Here is a 16,120-nt window from a genome sequence, read left to right on the forward strand (position 1 = left end):
CCATGGCGATTTTCGCGGTCGACAATCTGGATGTGAGCTTTGGAACGCGCCGGCATCGCATGGAAGTGGTGCGCGGCGTCTCCTTCGGCGTCGAGGCCGGCAAGACCCTGGCCATCGTCGGCGAATCCGGCTCCGGCAAGAGCGTGTCGCTGCTGGGGGCCACCGGCCTGCTGCCGCCCTCGGCGGTGGTGACGGGCAGTGCGCGCCATCGCGGCACCGAGCTTCTCGGCCTGTCGGCGGGCCGGTTGCGTCGCCTGCGAGGCGCGCAGATCGGCTTCGTCTTCCAGGATCCGCTCTCCAATCTGCATCCGCTCAAGACGATCGGAAGCCAGATCGGCGAGGCGATCACGGCTCATCAGCGCGTGGGGCGGTCGGCCCTGCGCACGCGCATCCTCGATCTGCTCGACGAGGTCGGCATTCGCGATCCCGCCCGGCGCATCGACGACTACCCTCATCAGTTCTCCGGCGGCATGCGCCAGCGCGTGATGATCGCCATGGCGATCGCGCTCGGCCCGGACTTGCTGATCGCCGACGAGCCGACGACGGCGCTCGACGTGACGGTGCAGGCCGCCATCCTCACGCTCCTGCGGCAATTGCAGGAGCGCCATGGTATGGCCCTGATCTTCGTCAGCCATGATCTCGGCGTCGTCAACGATATCGCCGACGACGTGGTGGTGATGCGCAGGGGAAGCGTGGTGGAGCAGGGGCCGGCGGCGCGCATCTATGGTGCACCGAAGGAGCCCTATACCAGGCTGCTGCTGGGAGCGGCGCGCCACGGCCTGGCCCTTGGCTCCGCGGTGCCGGTCGAGACCGCTCCCCTGTTGACGGTGGAGGGGATTTCCCGACGCTTCCGCCGGGGCGGCAAGGCCGAAGGCACGCTGCAGGCGCTCGATCGCGTTTCCTTTGCCCTGCGCGAGGGAGAGATCCTGGGGGTGGTCGGCGAGTCCGGTTCGGGCAAGTCGACCATCGGCCGGATCGTCGTCGGACTGGACAGGCCGGACGAAGGCCAGGTCAGGCTCGGCGACAGCGTCTATGCCCACGCCGGCGCCATGACCCTCACCAGGCAGCAACGTTCCGCCATCCAGATGGTTTTCCAGGATCCCTATGGCAGCCTCAATCCGAGGCGACGGATCAGTGCCATCCTGGCGGAGCCCTTCATCATCAACACGGATCTGTCCGCACCGCAGATTCGCTCGCGCATCCGCGACCTCGTCGAGGTGGTCGAGCTGCCCCAAGACGTGCTCGATCGCTATCCCGCCCAGCTTTCCGGCGGGCAGCGCCAGCGCATCGCGATCGCCCGCGCGGTGGCACTGGAGCCGCGCGTGATCGTGGCCGACGAACCGGTATCGGCCCTCGACATCACCACCCAGGCCAGGATCATCGCGCTGCTGCGCTCCCTCAGAAGCCGGCTCGGCGTCTCCATCCTGTTCATTTCCCATGATCTGGGCGTGGTGGCCGATCTGTGCGATCGCGTGCTGGTGCTGCAGGCCGGCCGCATCGTGGAGGAGGGGGCGACCGCGCAGGTCTTCCGGCGTCCCGGGCAGACCTATACGCAGGCGCTCATCGCAGCCATTCCGGGGCAGAAGGCGAGGGATCTCAACCGGCATGAAAGGCTGGTCCTGCATGGTTGAGGCGACCCGGACTTTTACCGAGGGCCCCGAGCAGGTTTCCTCCCGCCTTGAACTGAGGCGGCCGCCTAACGGCCTATGGGCGGTGCTGGCGGAGCCATCCGTGCGCTTCGGCGGGCTGTTGGTGCTCGCGGTGGTGGCTGCGGCGCTGCTGGCACCCCTGGTGGCGCTCTGGCTCGGCCACGGACCGACGGAGCAGTTCAGCGACATCGCCCTGTCGGAGGATGGTTTGCCGATCGGGCCGAGCTGGGCCTTTCCGCTCGGCGCCGACGGCGATGGCCGCGATGTCCTGGTCCGCACGCTCTATGGCGCGCGCGTTTCCCTGCTGGTTTCCATCCCCGCCACGACGCTCGCCATGGTGGTGGGAACCTCGATCGGCCTGATCGCCGGCTATTTCGGCGGGCTGGCGGACCGGGTGATCTCGCAGGGCATCGACGTGGCCTTGTCCTTTCCGTTCGTGGTGACGGCGCTCAGCCTGCTGGCGCTCAACCGCGGCGCCAGCGGCCAGCCGATCGCCGATCCCCTGCTGGTGGTGGTGCTGATCATCGCCCTGTTCTCCTGGACCTATTTCGCCCGCCTGACGCGGGGGCTGGTGCTCTCGCTTCGGCACAGTCCCTTCGTGCAGGCGGCGCAGACGCTCGGCGCGAGCCGCCGGCGTATCTTGATCCGGGAGATCCTGCCCAATGTCGCGCCGGTCGCCCTGGTCTATTGGGCCGTGCAACTGCCCAACAACATCGTGGCGGAGGCGACTCTGTCCTTCCTGGGGGTCGGCATCCAGGCTCCGACGGCGAGCTGGGGCAACATGATCGCGGATGCGCAACGCTCCTCGCTCTACCAGCTGCAGCCCTGGTTCCTGCTCGGGCCAAGCATCGCCCTTTTCCTGACGGTGGTGGGCTTCAACACGCTGAGTGCGGGCCTGCGCAACATCCTCGATCCCCATCGGCGCTGAGAGACGGATCATGCTGCGCTTCATTCTCGGCCTGGCCTTCAGGGCGGTCACCACCTTGGTGATCGTCCTCGTCATCGCCTTCTTCATCACACGCCTCGCCTACCAGAATCCGGCGGTGATGCTGGCGCCGCGCAATGCCAATCAGCAGGCGATCGATGCAGTCGCCCATGCGCTGCGCCTCGACGAGCCCTGGCATGTCCAGCTCTGGCAATATCTCTATCGCGGTCCGGACATCCAGGGGGCGGCGATGGGGCTCGCGCACTGGCCGCCGGGTCTGGGCTATTCCTTCCGCAAACAGACGGGCGTCACCGAGCTGATCCTCGACAAGGTGCCCGTGACCTTCTCGCTCGCTTTGGGAGCGCTGGTGATCTGGATGGCGGTCTCGCTGGTGCTGGGGATCCTGGCGGCGCGGCGGCCCGGCTCCCTGCTCGACCATGCTCTGGCGGCCATCGCCTATGTCGGGCTGTCGGTTCCCACCTTCCTGAGCGGGATGTTGTTGTCCTTCTTCCTGTTCTACCAGCTCTCGACCGTGGGCATCGACTGGTTCCCGAGCAGCGGCTACGTGCCCTTCTTCGACAATCCCTTCGAATGGGCTCGTCATCTGGCCTTGCCCTGGCTGACGTTGGCGATCGCGGAGATCGGCATCTTCCAACGTGTGGTGCGGGCGGCCATGCTGGACGTATTGGGAGCGGACTATATTCGCACGGCCCGGGCCAAGGGCCTGAGCGAATGGCGCGTCCAGGTCGGCCATGCGCTCAAGGCCGCCCTCAATCCCATCATCACCCTGGCCGGGCTGGAACTGGCGGTGATCATGGGCGGGGCGATCGTGACCGAGCAGATCTTCGGCCTCGACGGTGTCGGCAGGCTGGCGATCAATGCCGCGCTGGACGGGGATTTTCCCGTGGTGATCGGCACCACCATCTTCACCGCGGCGATCTTCGTGGCCTGCAACTTCCTGGTCGATGCCATCACCAGGCTGCGCGACCCGCTGGCGGCAGCCGGATGAGCGGCCGATGGGCATCCTCACGGTCGGCTTGGGAAGCGCTCGATGATTTCAATATATTAAGTCTATAAATTTAGTTGACATATAATCGGCAAACGTGTGTGCTCTGACCAGGCCTCGACAGACGGGCTGAGATCAAAGCTGGACCGACACGATGACGACTTCCTCCACGCCGCTCGGGCGCCGCTCGCTTCTGAAAATGGGCTCGGCCCTGGCTGCCGCCGCAGCCTTGGGCGGCACTGCCCGGGCCGACGATGCCGCCAAACCGGAAGCGGCCAAGCCTGAAGCGGGATTGCCCTCCCTCAAGGGTAAGACCATCGCGATCAGCGTCGCGGGTACCGACCATTTCTTCGACCTGAAGGCCTATCAGGCCCAGGTCGAGACCGTGAAGGAACTCGGCGGTACGCCGATCGGGCTCGATGCCGGGCGCAACGACAAGACGCTGGTCAGCCAGCTGCAGACGTTGGTGACGCAAAAGCCGGATGCGGTGATCCAGACGCTCGGCACCCTCTCGGTCGTCGACCCCTGGCTGAAGAAGCTGCGCCAGGCCGGCATCCCGGTCTTTTCAGTCGACCTGCCCTCGACCAACGTCATCAACACGGCGACCTCGGACAATTTCTCCCTGGGTGCCCAGCTCGCCTTGCAGCTGGTCTCCGATATCGGCGGCAAGGGCAATGTCGTCGTCTTCAACGGCTTTTCGGGCGTTCCTGTCTGCGAGATCCGCTACACCCAGCTGCGCAACGTCCTCAAATATTATCCCGAGGTGAAAATTATCCAGCCCGAGTTGCGCGACGTCATCCCCAACACGGTGCAGGACGCCTATGCGCAGATCACCGCCCTGCTCAGCAAATATCCGGACAAGGGGTCGATCTCGGCGATCTGGTCGGCCTGGGACATTCCCCAGCTCGGCGCCACCCAGGCCCTGATCGCCGCAGGGCGCAGCGAGATCCTCACCTATGGCGTCGACGGCACCCCCGAGGTGCTGGCGCTGGTCAAGGATCCCAAGGCGCCGGCCGGTGCGGTGGCGGCCCAGCAGCCCTCGGTCATCGGCCGCCAGGCGGTCTTGAACCTCGCCCGCTATCTCAACGGCGATACCACGCTGCCCTCGCAGACTTTCCTGCCGGCCGTCATCGCCAACAAGAAGAACGCCGCCGAGGTGCAAAAGCAGCTCGGCCAGGCTTGATCGCCATTACCTGATCGACCCGCATCCGACCAACCCCGCAGGGTGCCCTCGTTGACACCATCCTGCCCAGCCACCCCATCCGCAAGCCCGGATGGGGTGGCTCTTCCTCGTGGCCGGTCCCGTGCCGCATTCCTCTGAGCAAGGGCTGAGCTGGCCGGTGATCGACGCCATGACATCCATATCTCCCGTTCTGGCCATGCGCGGCCTCGTCAAGACCTTCGGACCGACCCGGGCCCTCGATGACGCTTCACTCGTGGTCGCGCCCGGCACCGTCCACGGCCTGGTCGGGCAGAACGGCGCCGGCAAGTCGACCCTGATCAAGGCTTTGGCCGGTCTCGTCAGCCCGGAAGCCGGCAGCATCGAATTCGAGGGCCGGCCGCTCGATCATCTCTCGCCCCAGAAGGCCGAGCAACTCGGCATCGCCTTCATCCACCAGGACCGGCTGCTGGTGCCGACCGCGACGGTCGGCGAAGCGCTGTTCCTGGGGCGCGAAACCGTGGGGTCGCGCCTCGGCGTTTGGCAGCCGAGCCTGCAGCGCCGCGCGGACGAGGCCCTGCGGCATTTCTTCGGCATCACGTTGCCTCGCGGCGCACTCATCCGCGACCTGTCGACGGCGCAGCAGCAGATCGTTCAGATCACGCGTGCGCTGCTGGCCAAGCCCCGCCTGATCATCTTCGACGAGCCCACGGCGGCGCTGGCCAAGCGCGAGGTCGAGAGCCTGTTCGCCGCCATCGCGCAACTGAAGGCGCGCGGCCTGACCAGCATCTACATCTCGCATTACCTGGCCGAGATCGAACGCATCTGCGATGTCGTGACCATCATGCGCAACGGCCGGGATGTCGCCCATCTCGAGCCCTCGCGCACGACCATCAGTGAGATTACCCGCCTGATGGTCGATCGCGACGTCAAGGACCTGTTCCCCAAGCATCGCGCCGAACGCGGCAAGCCCGTGCTGTCCCTTGCCGGCCTCGGTGCGCCGCCGGCCTTTGCCAATGTGTCCCTGACGGTGCATCGCGGCGAGGTGATCGGGCTGACCGGGCTGCTCGGCTCGGGAGCCAAGGAACTCGTCCAGGCCTTGTTCGGACTGCGGCCGGCGCGGGCGGGCACCATCGAGGTCGATGGACGTGTGCGGCGCCTCTCCAGCCCCGTGGCGGCGGCGCAGGCGGGTCTCGCTCTGGTGCCGGAGGACCGCAGGGCCCAGGGCGTGGCGCTCGGCCTCTCCATCCGCGAGAACGCCACACTTGCCAGCCTCGGCCAGATCACGCGCCTGGGCTGGCTCGACCGCTCCGGCGAGCGTTCGAAAGTGTCGAAGCTGATCGAGGCGCTCAAGATCAAGGCCAGCGGCCAGGACGCAGCCGTGCGCACCCTCAGCGGCGGCAACCAGCAGAAGGTGGTGATCGCCAAATGGCTGGCCCGTCGTTCCGACATCTATGTGCTTGACGAGCCGACGGTCGGGGTCGACGTCGCGGCCAAGGCCGAGATCTATCGCCTTATCGCCGAGCTGGCGGAGGAGGGGGCGGGCATCCTGCTGCTCTCTGCCGATCTCGACGAGCTCCTGGGCGTGTGCGACCGCGTCCTGGTGATGCATCGCGGCGCCGTGGTCGGCACCTACGAGACCGCGGCCACCTCGTCCGACCAGCTGCTGGCCGCGGCCCTGACGGGCGCCGATCCCGGGGAAGGAGCCAGCCATGCCGCATGAAACCCTGGAAGCGGTTGCATCCGCGACATCGGCCTCGATCCACCCCAAGCCTCATGAATCCAGGGCCGGTGCGAGCTGGCGTGATCTGGCGGGAGGCGCCGGCGCGCGCCTGGTCCGGGCCGGCGGGCTGCTGTTCTTCCTGGCTGTGATGGCCTTCTTCGCTGTCAACGTGCCCTCCTTCGTCTCGCCCGCCAATATCGGCCTCATCCTGTCGCAATCGGCGGTGCTGGGCATCTTGGGCTTTGGCCTGACGCTGGTGCTGATCACCGGCGGTTCGGATGTGATCGCCGGCGGCATCGACCTCTCCCTTGCCGGCACGCTCGGGCTTTCGGCCGCCGTCTTTGCCCTGCTCAACCAGGCCGGCTTCTCTGACACGACCTGCGTGGCGGCCGCGCTCGGCGTCGGCCTCCTCGTCGGCCTGGTCAACGCGCTTGCCGTGGTCTGGCTGCGGATCCTGCCTCTGCTGGCGACCCTGGCCGCCATGAATGTCTGCGCCGGGCTCGAACTGGTGGTGACCGAGAACACCACCATTCCCGCCACCTCGCCGCTGATCGACTGGCTCGGCCTGGCCGGCCCGCTCGACATTCCCGTGCTCGGCTGGTTGCTCCTTGCCCTGTGCGCGCTGCTGGCCGTGCTGCTGCATCTCACGCCCTTCGGCCTGCGCGCCTATGCGGTGGGCGGGCATCGCGAGGCGGCCAAGGCCGCCGGCATCGCCATCCATCGCTATGTCGCGCTGTCCTATATCGCCAGCGGGCTGCTGGGCGGGCTGGCCGGCGTGGTTTCGGTCGCCTTCCTCAATGGCGCGACCGGGGGCTCGGGCGACATGCTGCTGCCGGTGGTGGCAACCGCCTTTCTCGGCTTCATGTTTTCGCGCCGGCTGCTGCCGACCGTAGCGGGCACGCTGCTCGCCGCCGTCTTCCTGGGCGCGCTCACCAACGGGTTCCAGCTCCTCCATGTCTCGACCTATTGGGTCAATGGCATCGAGGGCGTGCTGATCCTGGCCGTCGTCGCCGCCACCGCCAATCTCGCACGCAGGAGGGCGTCATGAGCGCCGTTGGAGCCGAAGGGCCGCGCCTCCGGCCGGCATCCGAACTGCTGCGCTTCGGCATTCCGCTGGCGCTCGTGCTGGTCGTAGCCGTCTTCTCCGTGCTGGCGCCGGGCTTCCTGACGCTTGGCAACATCACCGGCGTGCTGGTCAACAATGTCGCCCTGACGGCCATCGTCGCCATCGCCATGACCTTGACGGTGGCCTCGGGCGGCACGGATCTGTCGGTGGGCACGGCGGTTGATCTCGGCAGCCTCGCCTTCGTCTCGGCGGTCTCCTCGGGCCAGCCTGTGGCGCTCGCCTGCCTCTATGGCGTCGGCGCGGGCATCGGCACCGGGCTCTTCAACGCCTTCCTGATCGCGCGGCTGTCGATCACGCCCTTCCTGGCGACGCTGGGCACGCTGTTCATCGGCCACAGCCTCCAGCAGCTCACTACCGACGGCGGCAATCCCGTCTATGTGCCGGCCGGCAGCATACCGCCCGCGCTCGCCTTCATCGGCCATGGCACCCTCCTCGGGGTGCCGGTCTCGCTGCTTCTCGTCGCGGTGCTGGCGCTCGGCGCCTGGCTCCTCCTGGAGAAATCGAGTTTCGGCCGCACTGTCCTGGCCGTAGGCACGCAGGAGGAGGTCGCGCGCTATTCCGGCCTGTCGGTGCGGCGGATCCTGGCGATCGTCTATATCCTCTCCGGCGCCGTCGCCGCCGTGACCGGCATCCTGCTGTCGTCCAACGTCAACGCCTATGTGCCCTATTCGGGCAATGCCTATCTGCTCAACGCCATCGGCGCGGCCTTCATCGGCACTTCGCTCAGCCGCAACCGGCGCGCCAGCATTCCCGGCACGATCCTCGGCGTTCTGCTGTTCGGCTTCGTCTCCAACGGCCTCCTGCTGATCGGCTGGAATTTCTATTGGCAGCAGGTCGGTGCCGGGGTCCTGATCTTCCTTGCCTTGCTGCTGGCCTTTGCCGGCCGGCGTGAGAGCTGAGACGGATTCGGCAGAAGGCTAGCCCGCAACGGGCGCCGTCGCGAGGGCCAGCACATGGTCGCGCGTCAGGGCGGCGAGGGGCAGCGGGCCAGGTGCGCTGGGGTCGACCCAGGCGATTTCCTCGATCTCGGCGGTGGCGGCGACCGGCTCGGCGATGTCGAGGCGGAAGATCTCGGCCTCGACCATCCGGTTGTCCTCATGCGCAGCCGGGGCTTCGAACCGGCCGAGATAGACAGGGCGCGCCGGATCGACCGCAAGGCCGATCTCCTCGGCGAGCTCGCGGCACAGGGCCTGCCGGGGCTGCTCGTCGGGCTCGATCTTGCCGCCCGGCTGCATGAAGGCCGATGTCCCTCGTTTTCTGACCAGGAGTGTCATACCGTCGGGACGGACGATGACGGCGGCTGCAATACGAATCGCATCGGGGGAGGACATGGCGCCATCCTAGGTGATATCCCGGCCGCCATCCATATTTTGGGAGATCCGAGGTGGAGGATGAAGGCCAGGCTGGCGTCATGACGGGGCGCGGCGATGCGTAACCTGCCGCTCGGCGTGCTGCGCACCTTCGAGGCGGCTGCGCGGCATGAAAGCCTGACCAAAGCCGCCGGGGAGCTTGCCCTGACCGACAGCGCCGTCAGCCACCAGCTGCGCCGGCTGGAGGAGGTGCTGGGCTATCCGCTCTTCCACAAGGCCGGGCGCGGGGTGGTGCTCACCGATGCCGGCCGTGTCTTCGCCAAGACGGTCTCGGCCGCGCTGCAGGACATCACCAACACCGCGCTGCGCCTGTCCGAGGCGGACCAGGATGGCGGGCGCATCGGCATCGCCTGCCCGCCGATGTTCGCCAGCGGCTGGCTCGCCAAGAACCTCGCCGATTTTTGCCAGGACCATCTCGCCGTCGAATGCCATATCAAGCTCACCGAGAACCACCGCATCCACGAGCTGGTGGATGCCGATATCGGCATTGTCTTCGGCGCCGGCGGCTGGGACGACAAATGGTCGGCACAGCTTGCCCATGTCAGCATCATGCCCGTCTGCAGCCCGACCTTGTTCCAGCGCATCGGCCGGCGCATCACCAGCCCGGTGGAGCTGCGCAGCGCCATCCTGCTGCACTGGGACGATGGCTCGGAATGGCGGCGCTGGCTCTCCGAGGCCGGCGAGCGCGACTTCGGGCCCTATAGCCGCCATCTCTATTGCAGCGATCTCGGCATGGCGATCGACCTCGCCATCAACGGTACCGGCGTCGCTTTGGCGAGCGACACGCTCTCGGGCGCGGACGTCAGGAACGGCACGCTGCTGCGACCCTTTTCCACCGCCATCGACGCCTTCGGCGGCTGGTATGTGGTCTCCACCCATGCCGGCCTGCAGCGCTCGGGCGTGCGGCTCTTCCTGCGCTGGCTGCTGGCGCGCTTCGGCAAGGATGCCGCCGCCTGGCAGATCGGTTGACTGGATGGTGTACAGTTGAGACTAGTTCAGGAATTGACCGAATACGCCGCCAGGCGATGCCTCCTTCGCAGGCAATATGCATTGGAAATGCACAATAGATGAAATGGCGTCATCTATTTGATGATCAAATATCAATTGCCCCAAACCGGCCTTCTGATTTTATGAGCATCGTCGCGATGGGCGGACAAGCCCGGCGCAGGAGAGGGGTCTTGGCGGCGGACGAACGCGGCCGGATTGGGAAGAAGCATGCACAAGCTGGCCGTGGACGGTATCCGCAAATCCTATGGCAAGGTCGAGGTCCTCAAGGGCGTGTCGCTCCAGGCCGCGGCCGGTGACGTCATCAGCATCATCGGAGCCAGCGGCTCGGGCAAGAGCACCTTCCTGCGCTGCATCAATTTCCTCGAGCGCCCCACCGCCGGCAGCATCGTCATCGACGGCGAGGCGCTGAAGACGGCCAGGGATGGCGACGGCTTCCTCAGGGCGACCGACAAGAGACAGCTTCAGCGCATGCGCAGCCGCCTCGCCATGGTGTTCCAGAATTTCTGCCTGTGGTCGCATATGAGCGTGATCGACAATGTCATCGAGGCGCCGATCAGCGTGCTGGGCGTCTCGAAGGCGGAAGCGACCGAGCGGGCCAGGGCCAATCTCGCCAAGGTCGGCCTCGGCCAGGAGGTGCTGCAGCGCTATCCCGCCCATCTCTCCGGCGGACAGCAGCAGCGCGTGGCGATCGCCCGGGCGCTCAGCATGAATCCCGACGTGATGCTGTTCGACGAGCCGACCTCGGCGCTCGATCCGGAGCTGGTGAGCGAGGTGCTCAAGGTCATGCAGGCCCTCGCCGAGGAGGGCCGCACCATGATCGTGGTGACGCATGAGATGGGCTTTGCCCGCCATGCCTCCAGCCGCGTCGTCTTCCTGCACAACGGCGCCATCGAGGAAGAGGGCCCGCCCGAAGCCGTTTTCACCGATGCCCGCAGCGACAGGCTGCGGCAATTCCTTGCCGGGCGTTTGCAGCACTAGCCATCGCTTCACCCTCCACCTTCAGGGGAGGGTAAATCGACCCCACCAAGGCCGGTGGAAACCGGCTTCTACAACGACAAATCCCATCCCGAGAGACCCATCATGAGCATTCGCTTCAGAAACGCCGTCGCCGCTCTCCTGCTCGGCCTTGCCGCCTCCGGCGCCCAGGCCCTCAGCGCCCAGGCCGCCGACAAGATCAAGATCGCCACCGACGCCACCTTCCCGCCCTTCGAATCGATCGATGCCAACGGCAAGCTGGTCGGCTACGACGTCGAGCTGATGCAGGCGATCTGCGAGGCCGCCAAGCTCGATTGCGACATCTTCAACGCCGCCTGGGACGGCATGATCCCCGGACTGATCGACGGCAAATATGATGCGTTGATCTCCCAGCTCACCGTCACCGAGAAGCGCCGCAAGGTGATCGCCTTCTCCGACATCTACAACCACCCGATCTTCCGCTTCGTGGCCAAGAAGGGCTCGTCCTACGAGTTCACGCCCGAGGGCATGGCGGGCAAGACCATCGCGGTGCAGACGGGCACGCCGATGGACGCCTATGTCACCAGCCATTTCCCCAAGGCCACCATCAAGCGCTACGACACCGGCAGCGCGCCCTATCTGGAGCTGACCGCCGGCCGCGCCGAGCTCCATATCAGCTACCAGGCCCAGATCAGCGCCAGCTTCCTGAAGTCGGATGCCGGCAAGGAGTACGAGCTGGTCGGCCCGCAGCTCACTGGCAAGGATGCCAAGGAGTTCGGCGAGGGCGTCGCCATCGCCATCGGCAAGAAGAACACCGCTTTGGTGGCCGAGATCAACAAGGGCCTCGCCATCCTCAGGGACAACGGCACGCTCAAGGCGCTGGACGCCAAATATTTCGGCGAATGACCGGAGATGATCCTCGATTTCGTCCGCACGATCCTGGCGGCAGGGGCGATCACCCTGCTGCTGGCCTTCGCTTCGCTGGTGGTGGCCGTCCTCCTCGGCCTCGGTGCGGCCCTGTGCAAGGTCTCGCGCCATAGGACGCTGGCGGCCGTTGCGGGGATCTACACCTTCGTGGTGCGCGGCATCCCGGATCTGGTGATGATGCTGCTGGTCTTCTACAGCCTGCCCTCCTTCATCGACCAGATCGGCGAATGGCTCGGCTTCGACATCCATGTCGAGTTCTCCCCGCTGGGCGCCGGCATCGCCACGCTCGGGCTGATCTTCGGCGCCTACATGACCGAGACCTTCAAGAGCGCGCTCCTCAACATCCCGCGTGGCCAGATCGAGGCGGCTGAGGCCTATGGCCTCGGCCGCACCCGCATCTTCACCCGCATCGTGCTGCCGCAGATGATCCGCCTGGCGCTGCCCGGCTTCACCAACAACTGGCTGGTGCTGGTCAAGGCGACGGCGCTGGTCTCGCTCATCGGCCTGCAGGACGTGATGTTCCGCGCCAAGGGGGCAGCGGAGGCCACCGGCAAGCCCTTCACCTTCTACCTGGTCGCCGGCGGCTTCTATCTCGCCATCACCATCCTCTCCATGCTGGTGCTGGCCTGGCTGGCGCGGCGCTACGAGCTCGGCACAAGGAAGCTGGCGCCATGAACTGGGACGTCATTGCCGAAAATCTCGGCCTCTATGCCGAGGGCGCCCAGCTGACGCTGGTCCTCACCGTCGCCTCCCTGGCGATCTCCTTCTGTCTCGCCATCCCGCTTTCCTTCGCGCGCAACAGCGCCAACCGGCTGATCCGCAGCCTCGTCTTCGCCTATACGCTGGTGTTCCGCGGCACGCCGCTTCTGGTGCAGCTCTTCCTGATCTATTTCGGCCTCGCCCAGTTCGAGCTGGTGCGCGCCAGCCTGCTCTGGCCCTGGCTCTCCAGCCCGCTCGTCTGCGTGCTGATCGCCTTCGTGCTCAACACCACAGCCTACACCACCGAGATCTTCGCAGGCGCCCTGCGCCACATCCCGCCCGGCGAGGTGGAGGCCGCCACCGCCTATGGCATGTCCGGCTGGACGCGGGCGCGGCGCATCCTGGTGCCGGCGATGCTGACGCGGGCGCTGCCGCTCTACGGCAACGAGACCATCATGATGCTGCACGCCACCTCGCTCGCCAGCACCGTCACCCTGCTGGAGACCACCGGCGTCGCCCGCATGATCACGCTGAACTACTACATCCAGTTCGAGCCCTATGTCGCGGCCGCGATCGTCTACCTCACTTTGACCTTCGTCCTGGTCGGCGCCTTCCGTCTGGTCGAGCGCCGCTGGGCCGGCTACCTCGACGTCCGCCCGTCCTGAGGCGTTTTCCGGAAGAGCTGATGACCTTTTCGATGAAGAAAGCCTCTCGAAAACAAAGGACTATACCGGCACTCGCGAACTCTGGCCCGCCCAGACAAGCCCCTCTGTCATCCCTTCCCGCCGCCTGCGGCAGCGCCGGGAATGACAGCTCGACCTTCAACGCCGTCAGCATTGGCGCCGCGCGCTGCTCGCCCGCCATCCCCCGCTTTTCCAACCCGATGCCGCCCGAGGGCGGCCCGCATAGAGGATCCCCATCATGAACCAGAAAGCCGATCTCGGCGCGCTGTTCGGCGCGGCGGCTGATACCCTCACCTTCCTTGGCCTGGAGGAATGCCGCGACCTTGCCACGCTCACCGCCCCGATCGCCCTGATCGGCGCGCCCTGCGCCACGCCCTACCGCTCCGTCGGCGCCTATTGCCGCAACGCGCCCGACGCCCTGCGCCGCGCCACCGCCGCCTTCACCGCCAATGTCGACCGCCATGATTTCGACAATGGCGGCAAGGTCTTCCCGGAGCCGCGCCTGCGCGCCGTCGATTGCGGCAACCTGCCCTATGACGAGAATGACGGCGCCGCCAACCGCGCCGCCATCGCCGCCGCCGTCAAGACGATCCGCGCCTGCGGCGCGGTGCCGATCGTGCTGGGGGGCGATGATTCCATCCCCATCCCTATGCTCGAAGCCCTGGGGGCGGAGGCGGGCGCCCGCTACACCATCCTGCAGATCGATGCCCATATCGACTGGCGCGAGGTGCATATGGACGAGCGCCTCGGCCTCTCCTCCACCATGCGCCGGGCATCGGAAATGCCCCATATCGAGCGCATCATCCAGGTGGGCGCCCGCGGCATCGGCTCGGCCGCGACCAGCGACTATGAGGATGCGTTGGCCTGGGGCGTGACATTCGTGCCGGCCTACGACCTGCACCGCCAGGGCGTCGAGGCCGCCCTCGACCTCATCCCCGAAGGCAGCCGCATCGTCATCTGCATCGACGCCGACGCCCTCGACCCGGCCCTGGTGCCCGGCGTCATCGGCCGCGCCCCGGGGGGCCTCACCTACTACCAGCTCGTCGACCTCATCAAGGGCGCCGCCCGCCGCGGCCGCATCGAGGCGATGGACTTCGTGGAATTCATGCCCGAGCGCGACGTGGACGGGATTGGGGCGCTGACGTTTGCGCGGGCGATCACCACGGCGCTGGGGGTGATTGCGCGGCAGAGGGGGTGAGGGGAAGAGTATTAGAAATCTATAAAAGCTTCCTTGCGACTTCCTGGAAAAACAATGCACTTGTATGTGCAGCGTATTCTTGGAAGTCGTCGTCTTTGCCATGATCTGCAAAATCGCAGACCGATTTAATCACAATAGGGATGGGCCTCGGCTTTCCGGATCCTCTGCATGCGACCATGACGCCGTATGCCTCCATTTCTAAGCCGAGCAAGTCGCGCTGTCGGTCAAGCAAACTCGCGAACGTAGCGCTATCAGCAACAACTGCTGCTCCGGATGCAATAGGACCTAAATGAACTCGAAGCTCTGAGGGGGGCTTATTGCCCCTAGCTTGCCGCTTGATGCTCGCCATAAGCGTCACATCCTCGCCAAGTTCTTTAATGGTTGCTCTAACATCTGTATCGAGTTCTAGTTGGTGAGGTGCAGGCAGAAATTTAGGGATATTGTCCACCACAGTAATTTTCCCGCTCCCCCAATCCCAACACGGATCTCCCACTATGATATCACCTAGCCCTACCTTCGTTGACCGGCCTGCGCAGATGCCAACCATAACTACGTATCTAGGTCGGAATAATGCGATCATCTTTGCAGCCAGAACGGCGGTAGCAGGCATACCCATGCGAGACGCCGATGCGGCTACGATAGAAAGACCCCGCGTCGCTCCCTCAATCGTACCTGAAATATAGCGCGTTTCATCGAACTCGAACTTCATGGGTTGCCAAGCACAGCTTAAATTTTTAACAGCCTCAAATTCGGTTCCTTCCAACGCGCAGATGACAGCAACGTCTAAGCCATACGTGATGCCGTCTCTAAAGTTTGACGATCTATTAATCGCTAGTATATACTCAACTTTGGATTTTATCTGCGTTGCCCAATGATCGGAATTCTCTGCATATAAAATTAACGCCCATAAAGACTCAGTAAATTCGGATCCAAATTCGGAAATTACATCTTCGAATGCAGTGATGCCAACAATATATGTGGGTTGCTTAAGCGTGTCATTGACCCGTATTTCCTTCAAGATGTTAACACCGCCTCCGCGTCGTGGGCCTTCACCGAGCCGGAGGGGAACGTTGACATCAAGTAGCAGCAAATCGAATAGCTGTTTGCTCATTATAGATACGGATTCAGCAGCCGTTGAGGCATGCTTAATCTCGTCTTCCTTAACACCAGATACCTTCAGCGCCGAAAATATCCGACCATATTTAATCGGATCATCTTCCACAACCAAAATAGAAATCAACGTATAGCTCCCTACTTAAGGCCGAGATTAGCGACAAAATTCGCCAACATATCCTTCCAGCTTTCGACATTATTACGATAGTGAACGGTACCGATGTAGTTTGGGAACTTTTCGCTCAGCTCTATATTCAATTGCGTAAGTGTCGTGTAGTCAGATTCCTCACCAAATCTATCAAAATGCGTAAAAATAATAGTAGGTGTAGCAATATGTTGCCGCTTCATTTGGCGCAAAATTTCCCGTCCAGCGAAATGGTGAGGACGCCCACCTTCCTCGACAACGGTTCTATCAAAATTTCGCATCGTCATATCCAAAATAATTAAATCGTTTGTCCCATCCAGGGCATACCGACGGCCTGATTGAAGCGATTTTGCCTCGGTAATCACACAGCTGGTGTATTTATCCATTAAAAAAGCTCTCAGATGAAAAAGCTTCTCCTCGTCGTCTTCCACTATT

General features: G+C 64.6%; 16 protein-coding genes. 13 read left to right on the forward strand and 3 right to left on the reverse strand.

Annotated elements, in window-relative coordinates; genetic code table 11:
• Window positions 1-2 precede the first annotated feature (2 nt).
• The 7 genes from AB4037_RS11660 to AB4037_RS11690 all read left to right on the forward strand — a co-directional run bounded on the left by AB4037_RS11660 (window position 3) and on the right by AB4037_RS11690 (window position 8,487).
• Window positions 3-1,631, forward strand: a complete 1,629-nt coding sequence (locus AB4037_RS11660; RefSeq protein ID WP_441771622.1) for a dipeptide ABC transporter ATP-binding protein — start codon at window positions 3-5, stop codon at window positions 1,629-1,631.
• Window positions 1,624-2,577, forward strand: a complete 954-nt coding sequence (locus AB4037_RS11665; protein WP_441771623.1) for an ABC transporter permease — start codon at window positions 1,624-1,626, stop codon at window positions 2,575-2,577. The genes AB4037_RS11660 and AB4037_RS11665 overlap by 8 nt, the downstream gene beginning before the upstream one ends.
• Before the next feature lie 10 nt (window positions 2,578-2,587).
• On the forward strand, window positions 2,588-3,583 hold the full coding sequence (locus tag AB4037_RS11670; protein WP_434960002.1) for an ABC transporter permease: 996 nt from the start codon (window positions 2,588-2,590) through the stop codon (window positions 3,581-3,583).
• 151 nt (window positions 3,584-3,734) lie between these two features.
• Window positions 3,735-4,763 carry a sugar ABC transporter substrate-binding protein gene (locus tag AB4037_RS11675; protein WP_434960003.1) on the forward strand — a complete coding sequence of 343 codons (1,029 nt, stop codon included), beginning with the start codon at window positions 3,735-3,737 and terminating at the stop codon, window positions 4,761-4,763.
• A 169-nt stretch (window positions 4,764-4,932) separates the two neighbouring features.
• Window positions 4,933-6,462 (forward strand): sugar ABC transporter ATP-binding protein, encoded by a 1,530-nt coding sequence (locus tag AB4037_RS11680; protein ID WP_441771700.1) that lies wholly within the window; start codon window positions 4,933-4,935, stop codon window positions 6,460-6,462.
• A complete protein-coding gene (locus AB4037_RS11685) occupies window positions 6,452-7,510 on the forward strand; it encodes an ABC transporter permease (RefSeq protein ID WP_441771624.1) in 1,059 nt (352 codons plus the stop codon). The genes AB4037_RS11680 and AB4037_RS11685 overlap by 11 nt, the downstream gene beginning before the upstream one ends.
• Window positions 7,507-8,487 carry an ABC transporter permease gene (locus AB4037_RS11690; protein WP_441771625.1) on the forward strand — a complete coding sequence of 327 codons (981 nt, stop codon included), beginning with the start codon at window positions 7,507-7,509 and terminating at the stop codon, window positions 8,485-8,487. Before AB4037_RS11685 ends, AB4037_RS11690 begins: the two co-directional genes overlap by 4 nt.
• Window positions 8,488-8,505: 18 nt before the next feature.
• Here the strand turns inward: AB4037_RS11690 and AB4037_RS11695 are convergent, their stop codons facing one another.
• On the reverse strand, window positions 8,506-8,919 hold the full coding sequence (locus AB4037_RS11695; RefSeq protein WP_441771626.1) for an NUDIX hydrolase: 414 nt from the start codon (window positions 8,917-8,919) through the stop codon (window positions 8,506-8,508).
• A 96-nt stretch (window positions 8,920-9,015) separates the two neighbouring features.
• On the opposite strand from AB4037_RS11695, the gene AB4037_RS11700 reads away from it, so the two are divergent.
• The 6 genes from AB4037_RS11700 (at window position 9,016) to AB4037_RS11725 (ending at window position 14,427) form a co-directional block, all read left to right on the forward strand.
• Window positions 9,016-9,927, forward strand: a complete 912-nt coding sequence (locus AB4037_RS11700; protein ID WP_322433168.1) for a LysR substrate-binding domain-containing protein — start codon at window positions 9,016-9,018, stop codon at window positions 9,925-9,927.
• Between the two features lie 246 nt (window positions 9,928-10,173).
• Window positions 10,174-10,944, forward strand: a complete 771-nt coding sequence (locus AB4037_RS11705; protein WP_441771627.1) for an ABC transporter ATP-binding protein — start codon at window positions 10,174-10,176, stop codon at window positions 10,942-10,944.
• Window positions 10,945-11,046: 102 nt separating this feature from the next.
• Window positions 11,047-11,826: a transporter substrate-binding domain-containing protein gene (locus AB4037_RS11710; RefSeq protein WP_441771628.1), complete on the forward strand. Its 780-nt coding sequence runs from the start codon at window positions 11,047-11,049 to the stop codon at window positions 11,824-11,826.
• A 6-nt stretch (window positions 11,827-11,832) separates the two neighbouring features.
• Window positions 11,833-12,522 (forward strand): ABC transporter permease, encoded by a 690-nt coding sequence (locus AB4037_RS11715; protein WP_441771629.1) that lies wholly within the window; start codon window positions 11,833-11,835, stop codon window positions 12,520-12,522.
• Entirely contained in the window at window positions 12,519-13,211 is a 693-nt protein-coding gene (locus AB4037_RS11720; protein ID WP_441771630.1) for an ABC transporter permease, read from the forward strand. The genes AB4037_RS11715 and AB4037_RS11720 overlap by 4 nt, the downstream gene beginning before the upstream one ends.
• 256 nt (window positions 13,212-13,467) lie before the next feature.
• Window positions 13,468-14,427: an arginase family protein gene (locus AB4037_RS11725; RefSeq protein WP_441771631.1), complete on the forward strand. Its 960-nt coding sequence runs from the start codon at window positions 13,468-13,470 to the stop codon at window positions 14,425-14,427.
• A 19-nt stretch (window positions 14,428-14,446) separates the two neighbouring features.
• Here the strand turns inward: AB4037_RS11725 and AB4037_RS11730 are convergent, their stop codons facing one another.
• The gene (locus AB4037_RS11730; RefSeq protein ID WP_441771632.1) at window positions 14,447-15,667 is read right to left on the reverse strand and encodes a phosphorylase family protein; all 1,221 of its coding nucleotides are present in this window, start codon (window positions 15,665-15,667) and stop codon (window positions 14,447-14,449) included.
• Window positions 15,668-15,678: 11 nt separating this feature from the next.
• Entirely contained in the window at window positions 15,679-16,116 is a 438-nt protein-coding gene (locus tag AB4037_RS11735; protein WP_441771633.1) for a response regulator, read from the reverse strand.
• Window positions 16,117-16,120: the final 4 nt, after the last annotated feature.

It is taken from the genome of Labrys sp. KB_33_2 (assembly GCF_052114505.1).
Lineage (GTDB): Bacteria > Pseudomonadota > Alphaproteobacteria > Rhizobiales > Labraceae > Labrys.

What these genes read in the sequence shown, in the direction of transcription:
- AB4037_RS11660 (WP_441771622.1), top strand. Translation starts at nt 3, where the DNA reads ATGGCGATTTTCGCGGTCGACAATCTGGATGTGAGCTTTGGAACGCGC.
- AB4037_RS11665 (WP_441771623.1), top strand. Translation starts at nt 1,624, where the DNA reads ATGGTTGAGGCGACCCGGACTTTTACCGAGGGCCCCGAGCAGGTTTCC.
- AB4037_RS11670 (WP_434960002.1), top strand. Translation starts at nt 2,588, where the DNA reads ATGCTGCGCTTCATTCTCGGCCTGGCCTTCAGGGCGGTCACCACCTTG.
- AB4037_RS11675 (WP_434960003.1), top strand. Translation starts at nt 3,735, where the DNA reads ATGACGACTTCCTCCACGCCGCTCGGGCGCCGCTCGCTTCTGAAAATG.
- AB4037_RS11680 (WP_441771700.1), top strand. Translation starts at nt 4,933, where the DNA reads ATGACATCCATATCTCCCGTTCTGGCCATGCGCGGCCTCGTCAAGACC.
- AB4037_RS11685 (WP_441771624.1), top strand. Translation starts at nt 6,452, where the DNA reads ATGCCGCATGAAACCCTGGAAGCGGTTGCATCCGCGACATCGGCCTCG.
- AB4037_RS11690 (WP_441771625.1), top strand. Translation starts at nt 7,507, where the DNA reads ATGAGCGCCGTTGGAGCCGAAGGGCCGCGCCTCCGGCCGGCATCCGAA.
- AB4037_RS11695 (WP_441771626.1), bottom strand. Translation starts at nt 8,919, where the DNA reads ATGTCCTCCCCCGATGCGATTCGTATTGCAGCCGCCGTCATCGTCCGT.
- AB4037_RS11700 (WP_322433168.1), top strand. Translation starts at nt 9,016, where the DNA reads ATGCGTAACCTGCCGCTCGGCGTGCTGCGCACCTTCGAGGCGGCTGCG.
- AB4037_RS11705 (WP_441771627.1), top strand. Translation starts at nt 10,174, where the DNA reads ATGCACAAGCTGGCCGTGGACGGTATCCGCAAATCCTATGGCAAGGTC.
- AB4037_RS11710 (WP_441771628.1), top strand. Translation starts at nt 11,047, where the DNA reads ATGAGCATTCGCTTCAGAAACGCCGTCGCCGCTCTCCTGCTCGGCCTT.
- AB4037_RS11715 (WP_441771629.1), top strand. Translation starts at nt 11,833, where the DNA reads ATGATCCTCGATTTCGTCCGCACGATCCTGGCGGCAGGGGCGATCACC.
- AB4037_RS11720 (WP_441771630.1), top strand. Translation starts at nt 12,519, where the DNA reads ATGAACTGGGACGTCATTGCCGAAAATCTCGGCCTCTATGCCGAGGGC.
- AB4037_RS11725 (WP_441771631.1), top strand. Translation starts at nt 13,468, where the DNA reads ATGAACCAGAAAGCCGATCTCGGCGCGCTGTTCGGCGCGGCGGCTGAT.